General features: G+C 46.9%; 13 protein-coding genes. 8 read left to right on the forward strand and 5 right to left on the reverse strand.

Annotated features, from left to right (window positions below; translation table 11 throughout):
• Positions 1-53 precede the first annotated feature (53 nt).
• Complete coding sequence (locus V6669_RS05790) at positions 54-2,123, forward strand: hypothetical protein (protein ID WP_338591653.1); 2,070 nt, start codon at positions 54-56, stop codon at positions 2,121-2,123.
• 47 nt (positions 2,124-2,170) lie between these two features.
• Here V6669_RS05790 and V6669_RS05795 read toward each other — a convergent pair whose 3' ends face one another.
• Positions 2,171-3,886 (reverse strand): sigma 54-interacting transcriptional regulator, encoded by a 1,716-nt coding sequence (locus V6669_RS05795; protein WP_338591656.1) that lies wholly within the window; start codon positions 3,884-3,886, stop codon positions 2,171-2,173.
• A 453-nt stretch (positions 3,887-4,339) separates the two neighbouring features.
• On the opposite strand from V6669_RS05795, the gene V6669_RS05800 reads away from it, so the two are divergent.
• Complete coding sequence (locus V6669_RS05800) at positions 4,340-5,578, forward strand: collagen-like protein (RefSeq protein WP_338591658.1); 1,239 nt, start codon at positions 4,340-4,342, stop codon at positions 5,576-5,578.
• A 235-nt stretch (positions 5,579-5,813) separates the two neighbouring features.
• Here V6669_RS05800 and V6669_RS05805 read toward each other — a convergent pair whose 3' ends face one another.
• A complete protein-coding gene (locus tag V6669_RS05805) occupies positions 5,814-6,737 on the reverse strand; it encodes a proline dehydrogenase family protein (protein WP_338591660.1) in 924 nt (307 codons plus the stop codon).
• A 214-nt stretch (positions 6,738-6,951) separates the two neighbouring features.
• Between V6669_RS05805 and pruA the strand changes: the two genes are divergently transcribed.
• Complete coding sequence (pruA, locus tag V6669_RS05810) at positions 6,952-8,499, forward strand: L-glutamate gamma-semialdehyde dehydrogenase (RefSeq protein WP_338591662.1); 1,548 nt, start codon at positions 6,952-6,954, stop codon at positions 8,497-8,499.
• A 128-nt stretch (positions 8,500-8,627) separates the two neighbouring features.
• Positions 8,628-9,932, forward strand: a complete 1,305-nt coding sequence (rpoN, locus tag V6669_RS05815) for an RNA polymerase factor sigma-54 (RefSeq protein ID WP_338591664.1) — start codon at positions 8,628-8,630, stop codon at positions 9,930-9,932.
• 124 nt (positions 9,933-10,056) lie between these two features.
• Here the strand turns inward: rpoN and V6669_RS05820 are convergent, their stop codons facing one another.
• Positions 10,057-11,490, reverse strand: coding sequence for an aspartate ammonia-lyase (locus V6669_RS05820; protein ID WP_338591666.1), 1,434 nt, complete (start codon positions 11,488-11,490; stop codon positions 10,057-10,059).
• Positions 11,491-11,824: 334 nt separating this feature from the next.
• On the opposite strand from V6669_RS05820, the gene V6669_RS05825 reads away from it, so the two are divergent.
• The 3 genes from V6669_RS05825 (at position 11,825) to V6669_RS05835 (ending at position 15,122) form a co-directional block, all read left to right on the forward strand.
• Positions 11,825-13,102: a methyl-accepting chemotaxis protein gene (locus V6669_RS05825; protein ID WP_338591668.1), complete on the forward strand. Its 1,278-nt coding sequence runs from the start codon at positions 11,825-11,827 to the stop codon at positions 13,100-13,102.
• A gap of 198 nt (positions 13,103-13,300) precedes the next feature.
• A complete protein-coding gene (locus V6669_RS05830) occupies positions 13,301-14,146 on the forward strand; it encodes a hypothetical protein (protein ID WP_338591670.1) in 846 nt (281 codons plus the stop codon).
• A 268-nt stretch (positions 14,147-14,414) separates the two neighbouring features.
• On the forward strand, positions 14,415-15,122 hold the full coding sequence (locus V6669_RS05835; protein ID WP_091034085.1) for a stalk domain-containing protein: 708 nt from the start codon (positions 14,415-14,417) through the stop codon (positions 15,120-15,122).
• A gap of 149 nt (positions 15,123-15,271) precedes the next feature.
• Here V6669_RS05835 and V6669_RS05840 read toward each other — a convergent pair whose 3' ends face one another.
• Positions 15,272-16,246 (reverse strand): ring-cleaving dioxygenase, encoded by a 975-nt coding sequence (locus tag V6669_RS05840; RefSeq protein WP_338591673.1) that lies wholly within the window; start codon positions 16,244-16,246, stop codon positions 15,272-15,274.
• Positions 16,247-16,701: 455 nt separating this feature from the next.
• On the opposite strand from V6669_RS05840, the gene V6669_RS05845 reads away from it, so the two are divergent.
• Complete coding sequence (locus tag V6669_RS05845; RefSeq protein ID WP_338591675.1) at positions 16,702-17,463, forward strand: TIGR02206 family membrane protein; 762 nt, start codon at positions 16,702-16,704, stop codon at positions 17,461-17,463.
• A gap of 139 nt (positions 17,464-17,602) precedes the next feature.
• Here V6669_RS05845 and V6669_RS05850 read toward each other — a convergent pair whose 3' ends face one another.
• The gene (locus V6669_RS05850) at positions 17,603-18,397 is read right to left on the reverse strand and encodes an SDR family NAD(P)-dependent oxidoreductase (protein ID WP_036612094.1); all 795 of its coding nucleotides are present in this window, start codon (positions 18,395-18,397) and stop codon (positions 17,603-17,605) included.
• Positions 18,398-18,449 lie beyond the last annotated feature (52 nt).

Genomic DNA, 18,449 nt, shown 5'->3' on the forward strand with positions numbered 1-18,449 from the left:
GTGAGGAAAAAAAAGTATATTAAAAGTACCAGTATCTAGTACGGAGGACATATATGGGAAACAGTAGTGAGGCTCAATACGACAAATATCTTGAGGATGGCAAACGTTTCATTGGTCGAACCAAGGAACTGACGACACTGGAGCGGTGGTTCAATCATCCGGAAGCCCCATTAACCATATTTTCAATTACGGGCATGGGAGGCATTGGTAAATCTTCCTTGCTTTCAGAGATGTTATCTGTCTCTCGGGATCGAGGTGCGACGGCTATCTGGATGGATGGTCGATCATGTGGGGCGACTCCTTCCGTTTTTATGGATTATTTGTCCTCTACATTAGGCTTGGAAACAATGGATAGTGAAGGATCCCCGCGACCATTGAGTCTGCTGAGAGACACATCAATCGAGAAGAGATTGGTTCTGGCAGTGGATAATTATGAAGAGCTTGCTCTGTTAGAAAGCTGGTTCATGGAAGTCTTTGTATCCAAACTTCCGTTAAGAGGGATACTTGTCATTCTTGCATCACGCCCGGAACTGGCGTCCACCTGGCGGACACATCCCCGATTACATCAGAGATTTATACAGATGCGGCTTCAACATTTTACAGTTGATGAGATTACGGAATACATCACGGTGGCAGGCTTTCTGAATCAAGGGATAGCAGGTACCATTACGAGAATGACCGATGGACATCCGCTGGGGCTGGCCCTTGCTGTAGAAGCTGCAGATCAGAGGAGGAATCTTCCGCAGTCCGAATGGGCTGAACTGTCACATATGATCAGTGCTCGATTATTATTGGAACTTACGACACCCCGTCTGCATCCCGTAGTGGAGGTACTAACACTGCTTGAGACAGCCAATCAGGAATTATTATCATCAGTACTGGATATGACCGTGACAAAAGAAGAGTACCACATGCTGAGACAGATGTCGTTTATCCGTTCCGGCCCGGATGGTCTTGCCCTGCATGATATGGCCAGAGTACATCTACTACGAGATTTTCGCCAGCGTGAGCCTCATCGGTTGCAGACCATGCGTATCAAGATTGTGAAGCTGCTGAAACCACTGCATGAGCAGGCGGGTCCACATGAGCGTCGCCAGATCGCCCGGAAGATGCTGTTGCTCTGTCAGGAATCCATGCTTCAATACCGCAAGTACGCAGATGTGTCCCGTGATTCCTTGTTCTCACCTCTCGAAACGATGAGAAGCGAGGATCTGCCCGTTCTGCACAGCCTGTTACAGCAATGGTGCGAGTACAGCGTGGAACCATGGCAAGCCGCATCCTATGGTCCCTTCCTGGATGAACTGGCACATCGTTATCCCGAAGGAATCGTATTAATGCGTGACAAGCTTGGGGAGACAATTGCCATGTTCATTACCATCCTTGTACATAGGGAGAGTAGTGATTTGTTACTAAAATATTTTCCAAATGAGATGTATGAATGTTTCACACCACAGGAACTTGAGAATGACCCGGATCAGAGTGATACGCACTTTGCTTTGCTGGCTGCGGCAAGAGATGATGTGCCTGGTTATACACGAGAAGAACTGGTGGGATACATGGCACTGGATCGACTATCTCTACTGGGTGATGGTGCGCGAGCGATACTCGTTGCAACGAATCCTCATTTGAAACTGTTTTTGCAGAGCATTGGATTCCAGATGCGAAGAACCCGCACCCGTGCCTGCGACAGATTCGAGGACCGGGCGGACGTACTTGATTTGGATTTGCGTAGTGGGCAATTCGGAGAGTGGGTCATGTCTCTGCTTGATCCGGAATCAACAGAAGATCGTATACAGCCGGAAACAACGGAAGTGGATGGTGTAATCTGGACTGAACAGGATGTTCGCAAGATGTTGGGGAATCTTTGTTCCCCGGGAGAATTGCATGAATATGCTGGCAGGGTTAGAGGAGTAAAGGATGGAATCCAGTTACAGCTGTATGTCATGGATCTGTTGAAAGGCAGAGTACATGGCCTATCTCCACAGGATCAGATGCTGTTATACGCGGCCTACTGGACGCATGCTGGCAATCCAACTGCCGCAGCCCAGACGTGTTCCATGAGTCGGGCGACATTCTATCGCCATCTCAGAACAGCGCTGACTCGCTTGGCGCGGATTTTGTAGGGTTCTATTCGTTCATAATACCGATCATAACGACAAGAAGAGGCTGGTCATAGACCAAGCCTCTTCATGCGATTATAGAGCGTTGCTCTGGAGATGCCGAGTTGTTTGGCGAGTGTTCGTTTGTTGCCACCTGCTGCTTTCAGATATTGAATTAGAAGTTTCGCCTCATAAGTATCCAATTTTTGCTGGTAGGTAACGTTGGAGACAAGTTCGGAATCATCTGAATGATCTAATTCGTCCGCATTTGCAACCGTTCGAGGTTCTTGTTCTGGTTCTGCTCCCGCCAAATCCTGACGTTGTTGATTTTTGCTGTAGGCATGTGAATGAATGCCAGAATTCAGTTGAACTTCGGACTGTTCTTGCATGATGAGGGAGGTAAGGGTATCAGGCAGGTATTCCTGCTTCACCTCACCATCTGTCGTCAGAATGGTCAGGCGTTCGATCACATTTCGTAGTTCACGTACATTGCCTGGCCAATCATACTGGAACAGCAACTTGAACACTTCAGGTGGAACCAACTCAATATGACGGTTATAGAGCAATGAGAATTCTTGAAGGAACGTCTGGGTTAATTCATATATATCTTCCTTGCGCATGCGCAAAGGAGGGATCACAAGGTTAATGACATTCAGCCGATAGTAGAGATCTTCCCGGAATTGATTGCGGGCAATCATACTTAATAGATTCTGATTGGTCGCAGCGATAATCCGGCAGTTGGCCTGTTTCATGCGCGTTCCCCCCACAGGAAAGTAACTCCTCTCCTGCAACACCCGAAGCAGTTTCACTTGCAATTCCAATGGCATCTCACCGATCTCATCCAGAAAAAGAGTCCCCCCTTCGGCAAGCTCAATCTTGCCCTTTTTGCCTTTGGGATCCGCGCCGGAGAACGCGCCTTTCTCATAGCCGAATAATTCACTTTCAAACAATGAAGCAGGAATTGCCCCACAGTTAATAGCGATAAACGGTGCAGTCTGCAATTCACGAAGATCATGAATGGCTTTGGCGAATAACTCCTTGCCTGTGCCGCTCTCTCCGAGGATAAGTACGGTTGCTGAGGTGGTACTGATCTTGCGAATGGTCTCCAAGCACTGCTTGATGACTAAGCTGCTGCCCTTGATTCTGGCGAATGGATCTAATTCGGGGCGTAGCCGAGCAACGGCTTTCTCCAGATGCTGGACTTTGGAAGTCATATGTAATAGTTCCTGATGTAATCGGATTTCGGTTGTTATATCCACTTCAGCAGCAACTGCACCCACAATATGTCCATCCAGTTGGACAGGACGAGCATTAATCAGGGCGAACAGGTCGGGCCTTGGCTGATGCTGTTTGCGGTAGACCGTTTCACCGGTATACAACGTCTTGAGAGATTGTAGCCGATCTGGAGGAAAAAAGTCCGCTGCGGGTTGTCCGATGATGTCTTTTTTACTGATCGAAAAAACATGCTCCGCTCCTGTTGTCCAGTAGGCCACCTTGGCGTCTTCATTAATTAATGTCAGAGCTGAACCCGCTGTCTCCAGTGTGGTCTCAAAATAAGCTTCTATTAAGCGATGGGCATGCATCATGGCATGCAAAACATCGGATACGGCGATATATCCCAATAGGGGTCCATCATCCTGAATGAATAGATAAGAAGATGTGTCGAATAAGGAGAAGGCATCTACCAACGATGTTGATGACGGAATGGTAATTGTGGGGAGGTCTGTATCCAGAACATCCATATCCGTACGCAATAAAGACATTAATTCTGGAAGTAAATGTTTCATCGATATCACCTCAGTTAGAGCATAACTTTTCGGAAAAGGCTTCTTTTACACGAGTTACTTACAAGTGATTTGCAAATGAAATGACTGGAGAATGATGGTTACCCATATTATAACTTTCCAAATGAGGTGTGTATATATTTTTTGACATGAAGCATACATGTTGTCGGTATAGAAGAGATCAATGTTGAATTTTCATCTCTTTTATTCCCTTTTACTATTATTTAAAGAAATTAATTACAATTCGTATAGACCATTTAGTGGTTGAGGTGAGGGTTAAGTTATTAAAATTGACATTTGAAAAAACAGATTAAACGGTTATTTCTCAATATGCTACACGGGCAGTTGAAGTGATTATTCATATAAAACATGAATTGTCCACACCATTAAGAAACTTCTGAATAATGCTATATGAAGGCTCAATCCGCATGAAGAAGAATAAAGGAGGGTGATGAAATGGCCATTCTATCAACTGGGCCCATTGAGAATAATATTTCAGGGATAACAGGGATCCGACCGACTCAATCCGTTACGGTCAAAATCGATAACCGGAATGCGACAGATATGTTCACAGTGCTTCTTATGGGCTATTACCTTAATGGGGTCAGGACGTTATATGTAGAAGAACTGCTCAATGTGTTGCCTAATCAGGTCATTACCAAAAATTATTATGGCAATTTTGATGCATTCGAGTTCGTATTTTCAACAGCAGACACGGCTGCTCCAGAAGCACAAATATCCGTATGGGGCAAAAGTGCCCAAGGTGGATTAGTCGCGGCTCACCGATTGGTGTCCCAGGAGTTACTGGGAGAAACGCTGAGCACAACAGGTGTAACTGGAGCCACAGGAGCGACGGGCATTGCGGGAGTAACGGGAAGCACCGGGGCCACTGGAGTGACAGGAGCGACGGGCATTACGGGAGTAACGGGAAGCACCGGGGCCACTGGAGTGACAGGAGCGACGGGCATTACGGGAGTAACGGGAAGCACCGGGGCCACTGGAGTGACAGGAGCGACGGGCGTTACGGGAGTAACGGGAGGCACCGGAGCTACTGGAGTGACAGGAGCCACGGGCGTTACGGGAGCCACAGGTGTTACGGGAACTACGGGTGTGACAGGAACCACAGGAGTTACCGGAGCAACAGGTATTACAGGAGTTACGGGAGTTACGGGTGTGACGGGAGCTACTGGAATTACAGGAGCCACGGGTGTTACAGGGACCACAGGAGTCACGGGGGTCACGGGAGCCACAGGAGTCACTGGTGCAACTGGAGCTACGGGACAAGGTTTATCCTCATATGCTTATATTTTTAATACTTCAGCTCAGACTGTAGCTACCGAAGCGGACATAACCTTTGATAGTAACCAAAATCTCACTAATATTACTCATACGCCCAATACAGCTGCGATTATTATTGGTAATGCCGGGGACTATGCGGTGTTTTTCAACGTTGCAGGTGTGCAGGCAAACCAATTCACACTTTATCAAAACGGAGCCCCTGTAGGTGGCAGTGTCTATGGCTCAGGAGCTGGGACTCAACCGAATCCAGGCATGGTCATTATTACCGCTGCTCCCGGTGATGTGCTGACATTACGGAATCATTCCAGTGCATCAGCTGTTGATCTGCAAACTCTGGCAGGCGGAACACAGATCAATGCCAATGCCTCGATTCTTATTCAACAATTAAGTAGTTAAAAGGCTTTTCGAGCTTGTAATTTTAATTAATAAATGGGTGTGTCCAGATAAATGGACATTTAAAATTGGGGATGCTAATTTTTTAGACATTAAGAGAAGAACCGTAGAAAAGGAAGGTTGGATATTCTTCTGGTAAGTGTCACTCATACAGAAAAAAACCATGTGCCCAGAAAGAAAGAGGCAGCATGGTTTTCTTTTGTCTTTTTTCATATATATTGATCCAGCTGGAGAATAATTATCTGAACATATTCTTAACGACCATCCAGAGATTAGCCGGTTTTTCGGCCAAACGGCGGGTATAGTACGGATACCACATGGTACCATAAGGTACGTAACAGCGAATGCGATAGCCTTCTTTGGCGAGACGTTCCTGTTCGCTCATGCGCAGACCATATAACATCTGAAATTCAAAGGCATCCGGCGAGATTCCCCGATCCTTGGCGTATTGTTTCGTCCAGTTAATGATGTGATCATCATGCGAGGCAACCGCAGTGTATACACCCTGATCGAGGTGATTACGAATCATCGTTTTGAATTGATGAATGACTTCAGAAGCATTCTGATAGGCGACTGATGCGGGTTCTTTGTAAGCACCTTTAACCAGACGAAGCCTAATGCCTTCCCGAATCATATCGCGTGTATCTTCTTCGGTGCGATGAAGGTAGGCTTGCAATACTGTGCCTGTATTATGCAGTCCTTCCGAGTGCAGTCTTCGAACCATATCCAGCGTTGCTTGCGTAAATGGACTATCCTCCATATCAATTCGGACAAATAGATCATGCAATTTGGCTTGTGCGGCAACGGTACGGATATTTCGATAGCCCTCTTCCGGGTCCAGTGCAATGCCCATCTGGGTTGGTTTCAGCGAGACGTTGGAGTCTGCTCGTTCACGTGCAATGCCTTCTACCAGTCGTACATACTCATCCCTGTATAATGCCGCTTCGCTCAGACGGGTGATGCCTTCCCCCAGATGATCGAGCGTAGCCATAATGCCTTTGTTATTGAGTATGCGGATCTCTTTGAGAGCTTCTTCCAAGGTGTTTCCTGCAATAAACTTGCCTGCAAGCTTCTTACCATATTTGATGGACAGGTTCTCTACAGCTTTGTTGCCTGCCACGGTCAATAAGGTTTTGCGATATATTTCCGTTCCCACACTCATCTTCGTTTCCTCCTTCAGCATTGTGCATCCTTAATCCAAGCAAGAAACGTGCCAGAACCAGCAAGATTCAATGTTTTTTATTTTTCAGTGAAAAATATTTCAATCTCAACCGGAGTTGGCACGGATTTTGCTACATATATTTGGTGATGAGTAACATGCAAAATAATTCAGGCGAGCAGCCAGCGAACCCCACATCCTGAAGGAGGAATCATTGATGAATATCCCTTTTGTTAACGAACCATTCACACCCTTTGCGGTCCAGGCGAACCAGGAAGCATTTGAAGACGCACTTCGTCAGGTAGAAGCTCAACTTGGGCAGGAGTACCCGATTATTATTGGTGGGCAAAAAATAACAAGCAGCCGCACGTTAACGTCCGTGAACCCCGCAGCCAAGAATCAAGTTGTTGGAACGATCCATCAGGCAGATCAGGAATTGGCCGAAAAGGCCATTCAGACAGCGGCGGAGACATTCCATACATGGAAACATACGGACCCGAATGAACGGGCTCGTTATCTATACAAAGCAGCTGCCATTATGCGCCGTCGCAAGCATGAGTTCTCCGCATGGATGGTCTATGAAGCCGGCAAGACTTGGCCTGAAGCCGATGCGGATACAGCGGAAGCCATTGATTTTATGGAATTTTATGCACGGGATATGCAGCGACTGAGTGAACCGCAGCCCCTCGTGCGGATTGCAGGGGAAGATAATGAACTGAGTTATATACCGCTGGGCGTTGGTGTTGTTATTCCACCTTGGAACTTCCCGCTGGCGATTATGGCAGGCATGACCTCTGCTGCACTGGTATCCGGCAACACGGTGGTGTTAAAGCCCGCCAGCACAACTCCGGTGATTGCAGCGAAGTTTATGGAGCTGCTCGCAGAAGTTGGCCTGCCGGATGGCGTCGTGAACTTTTTACCAGGACCAGGCAGTGAAGTGGGCGATTATCTCGTGGATCATGCGCTCACCCGGTTTATCAGTTTCACCGGTTCAAGGGATGTAGGACTGCGAATTAATGAACGTGCAGCACGTACAGCACCAGGTCAGAAGTGGATTAAACGGGTCATTGCAGAGATGGGGGGCAAGGATTCCATCGTTGTAGACAGTGACAGTGATCTGGAACTCGCGGCAGAGTCCATTACCGCTTCGGCATTTGGTTTCTCAGGACAGAAATGTTCGGCGTGTTCTCGTGCCATTATTCATAAGGATGTATATGATGAAGTATTGCAAAAAGTGATTGAACGGACACAGAAACTGACGATGGGCAGTCCACTCGAAGTTGGCAGTCAGGTTGGGCCGGTTATCGATGACAAGGCATATGCAAAGATCACGGAATATATTGAAATTGGCAAGGGTGAGGGGCGTCTTGTGCACGGTGGCGGTACAGGGAACGTTGAAGGTTATTTCATTGAACCAACCATAATTGCCGATGTGGACCCGAAAGCCCGAATTGCTCAGGATGAGATTTTTGGACCTGTGCTTGCATTCATCAAAGCAGAATCTTTCCAGGATGCATTGGATATCGCCAATAATACAGACTATGGTCTGACCGGCGCGGTGATTTCACGTAATCGTGAGCATCTGGAACAGGCAAGACGCGAATACTTTGCGGGTAATCTGTATTTCAACCGGAAATGTACCGGAGCACTGGTAGGCACACATCCATTTGGCGGATTTAACATGTCAGGCACAGATTCCAAGGCAGGTGGAAGAGACTATCTGTTGTTGTTTACCCAGGCGAAGCTGGTATCGGAGAAATACTAGACAGAAACCCATGATCCGACTAAAAACTTCTTACATTTGCTTGAATAGTATGCTATTATCCCTGCAAATCCTTTTGTTCGTATAAGAAACATAGATGCTTATTGCCGAAGGCATAAGGAGGGAAACGGATGTTAGGTGTTCAGTTGGTGCAGGAACAACGTATTCGGCTGTCCATCACGCCGGAGATGAAACAATCCTTTCATTTGCTAACCATGTCTGGTCAGGATCTGACCCGTTACTTGCTGGATGCAGCGGAGGAAAATCCAGTTCTTGAGCTGGAAGAACAAGCTGCGCCCCTCGCCCGGATGCCACGGCGAATGGATCAGCGCAGGTATGATTTCTACGATCCGCTGCTTCAGGTGAAAGGTGCAGAACCTACATTGGAACAATTGCTGATTACGCAAATTCGAGTGATGACAATTCCAGACGAATTGGAAAATATGGCGGTATATTTGGCAGGATGTGTAAATGATGATGGTTATCTGACGGTTGAACTGGCAGAGGTGCAAGCAACACTTGAACTTCCGATGAGCAAGATTGCAGCGGGACTGGAGCTTCTCCAATCGCTGGACCCCGCAGGTGTAGGGGCGCGGAATCTGCAAGAGTGTCTGTTGCTCCAGATCAGACGCGATCCATTGGCTGTTCAGTACGCTGAACGTATGGTGGAAGCCGGATTGGAAGCGCTGGTTCCTTTTCACCCAGGCAGAACAGGGAGTCGATTAGGCATAACTTCACGGGAAGCTCAGGTTGCCTACGACTATATTACACGTCTCGACCCCAAGCCCTGCCGATCCATCGGATGTACGGAACGACCACATTACATTATTCCGGATGCCGTTGTTGGGTTGCGTAACGGTGAGGTCCATTTTAGCCTGCATGCGAGAGGTAACCCTCATGTATCGATGAATGAAGCGTGCATCCGCTGGATCAGGGAAGAGGCGCCTGACGAAATCTGGGCAACCCGAGCGGCAGAGGCGAGGGCTATCATTCGGAGTGTACACTTGCGGCGCAGGACTTTAGTGCGTGTGCTGGCGGCCGTGATGGAAGAGCAGAAGCACTTTTTGGTCAAAGGCCCATCCGCGCTCAAACCGCTAAATCTGGCTGTTATTGCAGAGAAGATTGGCATGCATGAATCAACGGTAAGCCGTGCGGTGAACGGTAAATACATTGACACCCCGCATGGTGTATATGAACTCAGGGCTTTTTTTGCCTCGGGAATCAGTACAACGTCAGGGGATAAAACATCGGCATCAGCGGTAAAACGCAGATTAAAAGAAATCATTCGCACGGAACAGGCTCAGCGTCCATACTCGGATAGTCATTTGGCCACACTTCTCGCCGAGGAGGGGATTGTCATCTCCCGCAGAACGGTTGCCAAGTACAGGGAGGAACTTCAGATTCTGCCTTCCCTTGAGCGTAAACGGTGGATTTAATTGAATAGCTGGCGTCTTATCATCTCTGAATACAAGAACCCCCGCAAACCGGATGAATGGTCTGCGAGGGTTCTTGTTAATTATTCGTTCGTGTTTGGGTTGCTGCATCAGTTTTCCTGATTACCTACAAACGTTCCATATTACGCAGGAAGTGTTCTCCGGCAATCCCTGGTGTAGTCATCTGTTCCGGATGAAGAATCTCTTCCAGTTCTTCCGGTGTCAGCAATCCGCGTTCGAGAATAATCTCTTGCAAGGAAAGTCCAGTCTTGAGCGCTTCCTTCACGATGGAAGCTGCCACATTATAACCTAAGTGCGGATTCAACGCCGTAACCACACTGAAACTTTGCTTCATGATTAATTCGCAGCGTTCACGGTTAGCTTCCATCTCTTCAACTGCATAACGTGTGAACACATCGATGCCGTTATTCATAATTTTCAGCGATTGCAGCAAGTTGAACGCAATAACTGGGCCCATGACATTCAGCTCGAATTGACCGGCTTCACACGCCATACAGATCGTATGGTCGTTCCCCATCACCTGGAAGGATACCTGGTTAATGACTTCCGCCATAACCGGGTTGACTTTGCCCGGCATAATGGACGAACCTGGCTGACGTGGTGGCAGGCGCAGTTCATTGAATCCTGCACGTGGACCTGAAGCCATCATGCGAATATCATTACAGATTTTGGACAGGCTGACTGCACATACCTTCAGCGCCGCTGAAAGTTCCAGATAGGCATCCGTGTTCTGTGTTGCATCCACGAGATCCTCAGCAGTTTGTAGGGGCAATCCGGTAACATCAGACAGGTGTTCCGTAACCTTAACGATATATTCGGGTTTGGCATTAAGTCCAGTACCTACCGCAGTTGCACCCATGTTAATGGTAAGCAGGCGGCGATTGGCGAATTCAAGACGCTCGATATCCCGTCCGATGACGCGGGCATAAGCACCGAATTCTTGTCCAAGGCGAATAGGCACGGCATCCTGAAGATGGGTACGGCCAACCTTAACCACATCGTTGAATTCCACTTCTTTTTTATGGAACGCCTCCTGCAGTCTTTTCATGGTAGCGAGTAACGTCTCCGACAGTTGGTACGCCGCAATACGCAGTGCTGTAGGTACCACGTCATTGGTAGACTGGGACATGTTTACATGATTATTGGGATTGCAATGGAAGTAGTCTCCCTTGCTTTTGGTTAACAGTTCCAGCCCGCGGTTGGCCAAAATTTCGTTCATATTCATATTCATGGAGGTGCCTGCACCGCCCTGAATGGAGTCTACAATAAAATGATCCAGATGATGGCCTTTCATCATTTCTTCAGCCGCCATGACGATCACATCGCCAATCTTGCTCGGCAGCATCTTCAACTCCATGTTGGTAATCGCTGCTGCCTTCTTCACCGCAGCCAGAGCCGTGATCAGCTCCCGGTGTACCGGAACGCCGGTAATCGGGAAGTTTTCCACGGCCCGTACCGTCTGAATTCCGTAATAAGCATAAGCCGGGATTTCTTTTTCACCGATAAAATCTTTCTCCGTCCGTGTGGACATAGTAGACATCTCGTTCGCCTCCAGTGGCATCAATAAAAATAGTTCGGCTCCAGCGTTGCTGAAGCGCACTCAGTATATCATTTAAGCAAAATGGATGCCAATCTAAATCATTTGGCCTCTTGTGCCGATAATAAATAAAATTAGGGATATTAAATGGAATATTATTCAATTTTTAAGAAGGGGAGGGGTAGCCAAGCTTGTCTTATACATTATGCGCTTTATGGTAGAGAAGTCATGCATGAACGGCAAGTATGGGGGAAATAGAACGTTTTCAGTGATGTATATCACATGAAATTTGGTACTTGATTGGTAAAATAGGAAAAAAGGACTACGGGGTGTGCACATGAAATGGACTTTAGGAGCAAAGACTGTCGCAGGTCTGGTACTGATTTCGATTATTACCTACGGAACTAGCGGCTTTTTTATATTTTTTGTCAAAGACTGGGTTACGTTAGATATTCCGAATTGGGTATACATATCGATTATCCTGATCATGGGAGTATGCTGGAACGGGATTCTGGGATGGTTTGCCTCACGCTGGCTGACTCGTCCAATCGTTCACCTGTCCCGGGCTGCACAGCAGGTTTCAGCGGGTGATCTGACAACCGAAATTCCGCAGCGACGCACGCAGGATGAACTTACAGTATTATATGATGCTTTTCGCGCAATGGTTTCTAACCTTCGAAGCATTGTAAATGATATTGCAGACAGTACAAGAACGACCTCGCAGAACGCACAGTCTCTGAGTGAAGCGATTACCCAGGCCGCCGAACAGATCGAGATGATGTCGGATGCGGTGGATCATATTGCGGTAGGCGTAGAAGAGCAGAAGGTCACTTCCCATCAATCTCTGATCACTGCGGATGAGATGCTGAACGATTTCCAGCGTATGCATAGCCAGTCCATGGACATGACAGAGATGTCCGGTCAGATGGAACGATCGGTGGATCATACAAAACAGACTTTCTCATCGTTGATGAAAGGGATGGACGAACTGGCCGAGTCACACAATCGTTCTCGCGACATTATGCTGTTGTTGGAGAAGGAAGCCTCCGATATCGAGGTAATTACCCAATCTGTCAAAAACATTGCTGAGGAAACAGGGTTACTTGCCTTGAATGCATCCATTGAGGCTGCACGAGCTGGCGAAGAAGGTTCTGGTTTTGCAGTCGTGGCGCAGCAGATCCGCAAGCTGGCAGACGAAAGTAAGGAATCGGTACACCGTATTAATGAGTTGATTAGTCGTGTGCAAGAGCGGATCAAGGAGACGGCACAACTGTCTCATGAGCAGCATGGTCTCGTGGTTAATGAATCGGAGCGGACAATCTCTGTCGATCAGACGTTGCATGAACTGACAGGCACGGTGGAAGTATTTATGAAGGGTGCGCATGATATCGGTTCCAAGATTGCAGAACAGACTGGTCGCGTGGAGCAAACGCACGGTCATGTGAAGAAGATCCAGGGGAAAGCCGGATCGTTCTCGGATGAGGCGAGACGAATTATGGATGCCGCACACGAAGAGACAGCCATCATGGAGGAGATTTCATCCTCGGCTGAAGAACTGAGACAATTAACCGATCGGTTATTGGACAAAACCAAAGCATTCCGGATGCAGCCTTAAGCTGTGTTCGGGATTTTTTTTGTTTTTGGAGAACAGTTTTGGCATGAGAATTTGCTTATTCTGGTTAAAGCCGAACGTTCTTTCGTGAAAATGAAAATTTGTAAAGATTATTTTATGAAAGATTAACAAATTCGCAACTTGCAGGCGATAAATGAAGATATAATAGGATTATCACAACAGATAAAGGAGCCCAGTATATTGAAAACTTGGACAGGTATCCTGCTGATGATTATTTTGGCGGTAGCTACGATTAGTACAACTTCGGCTGCCAGAACCATGAATGAATCGCAAAAACAGCTTAATATAGATGATCAATCCAGCCAGACCGCAGAGGTCGAGGCTTCCAATATAGATAAACTGCATGACACAGCGAAGACAACACAGGAATCCATTCCTGTGAAAGAGGAATACGTTTCGGTAGCTCCAGAGAATGAAAACGTCAGATTATACCCTATGAAAGTAGAGGGTTCAGGATATATATACAACGGAATGATTTTGGAAGTGGACGGCAAGACAAGAGAATTTAGTGATTGGCAGGGAGAAGGCGGGTCTTACAAACCCGAAGTGCACGAGCTGGATTTGAATGGAGACGGCCAGAAAGAAATTATCGTTTTGTACACGGAAGGTCATGGAACAGGGATTTATTTGGGACAAGCGCGTATCATTAATCCGGTAACGCTGGAAGAGATGAAGATGCAATCTTTGGATGAGATTGCGAAACAGCATGTGAAGTCAAAAGTTACGGTTAGATCAGACCGCGTGGATGTTGATGTCGCCGTTGATGGCGTTCAAGCAGAACCTTTACGGATCGAGGAAGATACGAGTGGCGGCGTATATAACGAAGAGTTGGGATTCGGTAGAGTAACCTATTACAGTGTAGAAGATGGCCAGCTTGTCGTATCAGCAGCAGGATCTTACGGTGCGGCTTTATATGCGGGTGATCTGACATTCACTTATGAGTATCAAGATGGCGAGTGGAAGGCCGTAGATTTGAAGTACAGCATGGAAGTGTATGAAGAAGAATATTATGAATCTTTTGATTGATATCATCCTGTTGATATCGTAGTACAGCGGGAATTGAAAGTTCTCATGTGTGGAGTTAAGTGAACATCTGACAAGAATATCTTCCTTTCTATCTTTGCGGACAGTGGGAAACAGGGCGAGGCTGAAAAAAATCGGGACATACAGCCTCGTTTTGTGCTGCCTACAGATAGGAACTTTGTACTAAAAATGCAGTAAACAATTGACATTATCACTTTAGTCGTTTAAATGTATAAAGGACAAATCATTTTAACGTTCAGGAGGGATTTTGATGAAGAAAAAGGTTGTACTGGGTTTGATGGTAGGCACATTAACGCTTGGGATCGGGACGGGTGCGCTCGCAGCAACAGGGTTGGAACAGATTAAAGCCTATCTAAACAGCAAGATTACGCTAAAAATGGATGGTGCCACGGTGACAGCCAAAGATGCCAATGGTAAAACGGTGTTGCCTATCACTTACAACGGAACAACTTATTTGCCTGTGCGTGCTGTGGGATCCTTGCTTGGGACAGAGATCACTTATGACAGTGCAACTTCATCCGTCCTGATTGGCGGAACGAATGGATCTGCGCCCGTAACCAACGGAAAAGTAACACTGAGTGCACTTGGAACATCCGTACTGGGATCTACAGCTTGGCACACCAAAGATCCTAAGGATACCACATATAAAGGCAAGGATTACAAGGATGTTTATCTGCATAATGATCCTACGAAACAGGGGGATGATATCCAGATTAATACGGGTAAAAAGTATTCTTCTCTGCACTTGGAACTTGCCGCGCTGAAAGGAAATCAGGAGATTCATATCTATGATCAGGATCTCGCTACACTCAAAAAGTTCAATATCACTCCAGAAAGCGGTATGATGAGTCTGGATGTGGATGTTAAAGGTACAGACGCTGTCTATGTAGAGATTGTATCTGAAGATCCGGGTTCGGCTCTGTTTGTACCGCTCACAACATCGTATCTGACGAAGTAAAACACAATCTGCAAGTTTGCGACCTTACAGAAGGGGCAAGGCAAGCATAAACATAAAAAAACGATGATTCACTAGGCGATTCCTGAACCGTATCCGGTATTCAGAGTTGCCTGGTGAACATCGTTTTTATTTTCTTTTTGTTACGAATATTAGCGGATCATGGTATCCAGCGGTTTGAGATTAGCTTCAATCTCAGCGCGGCGACCTTCAAGGAATGGAGGCAAGGCAAGCGATTCTCCCAGATGCTCCAATTCTTCGTCTGTATCAAATCCCGGACCATCGGTTGCCAGCTCGAACAGAATACCGTTTGCTTCACGGAAATACAGGGAGCGGAAGTAGAAGCGATCTACAAAACCGGAGTTAGGAAATTGGAAGTTATGCACCCGTTCCACCCATTGTTTCAGCTCTTCTTCATTATCCACACGGAACGCAACATGGTGTACGCTGCCACGTCCAGGACGTTCTTGGGCAAGGTCATTCCGTTCCTCAACATGCACCTCGGAGCCGCTGCCACCTTCACCGGATTCAAAAACGAGTACATCAGGCTGACCTGGAGTAAAGGCAGGGTAACTTCCTTTGGCTCTGAAACCGAGCAGTTCGGTAAGAACCGGAGCGGTAAGGGAAGCATCTTTTACCGTAAGATGGATGGGGCCAAGGCCTACAATGCCATACTCGGCAGGCACAGGGCTCTGATCCCATGGTTTACCACCAGCGACACCTGTATTGTTTTCATCGGAGACCAGAATCAGACGTTGTCCTTCAAAGTCTGTGAACGAGAGCGTGGCACGGCCACCCCGTTCAACAATCTCTCCATGTGGGACTTCGAATTCGTCAAAACGTTGCTGCCAGTACGTAAGTGCCGCATCACTTGGAACGCGCAGTGACGTTCCAGATATGCTGTTCACCCCTTCACGAGTCTGTCCGGCCATCGGAATCTCGAAGAAGGTAAGTTCGGTACCCGGATGACCTTTCTCATCGCCATAGAAGAGATGGTAGACGGATACATCGTCCTGGTTGACTGTTTTTTTAATGAGGCGCAGACCCATGATGTTGGTGTAGAAACGATAGTTCTGATCGGCATGTGCTGTTAGAGCTGATACGTGGTGAAGTCCTTTGATTTGCATAATAATTCCTCCTAGTTAGGTTATACGTTCAACTAAGGATTATTTACACTGGCACTTCGATGACAGAACAACCTTCCGATCGCTGTTATCCCCAGATTTTTAGATCCTTTTTAAAAGGGGAAATCCGGGGATAGCATATGCTTTCGATGTAGCTTTCTTTCAGAAAGCTTTTAGGCGAACGCTCCGCTTCTTCAGGTTTTTTCTGTCCTCTCCGTTATCATGTAAATGTTTAGTTGAACATTGGTTGAGTGCTGTATTTGTATTATTTCGATTAAGAAAGTTACTAACTTTTCGTTTGTTTTGTTTCTGAATTTATCTTAACATAAAGATATTTAAATTACAATGCTTATTTAGAATTCCAACTGGACAGTAATTTCATTCAATGGCAAAATGAAAAAGTTAACATTAAAGAGAGATAATGTTGGTGAGATGCTTGTAAAGGAGAGAAGAGATGCATGGCGTATCCACCATGGCTGGACCCTTATGACGCAGAGCCGTTTATCCTGTTCTCCACTTCACATATCGTTTCCATTAGCGTAATTACAGCATTGATTGTACTGGTGTTTTTGCTTCGACACCATCTTCGATCATGGTCAGAGAGGGCACGCCGCATACTGCGGATTGTTCTAGCCTGCATCATGTTTGCCTGCGAAATCATGCTGCAGCTCTGGTATGTGTACGGAGGGATATGGAGCCTGCAGACGTCACTGCCACTCGAACTATGCAGTCTGTCTCTGCTATTATCGGCGTTGTTACTACTGAAACGCAGTCGACTGTTACATTCTGCACTGCTGTTTGCAGGCATTGCTGGAGCCCTTATGGCGATCCTGACTCCTAATCTGGGTTATGGTTATGCACATTTTCGATTCATTCAATTTTTCGTCGCTCATGCCTGCATCATTCTGGCTTTACTCTACATGACCTGGGTGGAACAGCTGCGACCTAGCTGGAGATCTGTAGCAGGTTCGATGATATTTGTGAATGTGGCAGCACTAATCGTATACATTGTAGATGTCATGCTTGACGCGAATTACATGTTTTTGAGACACAAGCCGAGTACACCCTCGGTACTTGATATGTTAGGTCCGTATCCCATGTACATCCTTGGGGAAGAGATACTTGCGCTTGTTTTGTTCTCGCTAATGTACATTTTGCTCTTTGCCATTCCAGACTGGTTGAACCATCGTGTGAAAAAAGGTAAAAGCTCTGCGGTGTAATGATAATCCTTGTAGTTGCAACTGCGCAGGATTATAAACTTCTTATAAATAAAACATCCCGCAGTAATCTGACCGGATCAGATCGCTTGCGGGATATTCGGGCGTTGTCCCTGAAAGGGGGCCAACTTATATTTATATTTTATCCACGGAGCAGAGATTCCGCACCATCCACATAGATTCGTGTACCTGTAACATGAGAGGCTTCATCGGAAGCAAGGAACAGAACGAGGTTTGCCACTTGCTTCGACGTTCCAGGTTCGCCCTTGAGCGGATGTTCATGACCCTCAGGGAATTCAACAGGAATCTGTACTTCTTTCAGATCATCCGACGGGTAGGTGTTATCATCGATGTTGGTATCGATGGCTCCTGGGCAGACGGCGTTTACACGGATCTTATAACGAGCCAGCTCCAGTGCAGCCATCTTCGTAAACGCAGTTTGTCCCGCTTTGCTGGAAGCGTATGCAGAGAAACCGATCCCTGAGAAGACCCGGTTACCGTTGATAGAACTGGTGATAATGATGCTTCCGCCGTGTTCTTTCAGATGGGGGATGGCATATTTGACGGTTGCGAAGGTTCCGCGCATATTGATCTCCATCGTCTGGTCCCAGTCCTCGATTTCCATCGTTTCAATCGGGGCCATCGTTCCGTTAATGCCAGCATTCGCAAATATGATATCCAGTTTACCCGCTTCAGCCGCAGCCTGATTGATTGCCTTCTGCACATTATCCGGTTTGGAGATATCACATTCGATCACATACGCTTCTCCGCCAGCCTTTTCAATCGTCTGCTTGGTTTCCTCCGCATTTTCGGGTGTGCGATCCAGCATGTACACTTTGGCCCCATGCTCGGCGAAACGAATAGCGGTAGCCTGACCAATCCCCGATCCACCTCCGGTTACAATCGCGACTTTGCCTTCCAAACGTTGTTCTGTCATCTCTGATCCCTCCATGAGTTAGATTATCGTTGTACGCTCTACTTCTAACATA

It is taken from the genome of Paenibacillus sp. Y5S-9 (assembly GCF_036894235.1).
Taxonomy (GTDB): Bacteria; Bacillota; Bacilli; order Paenibacillales; family Paenibacillaceae; genus Paenibacillus.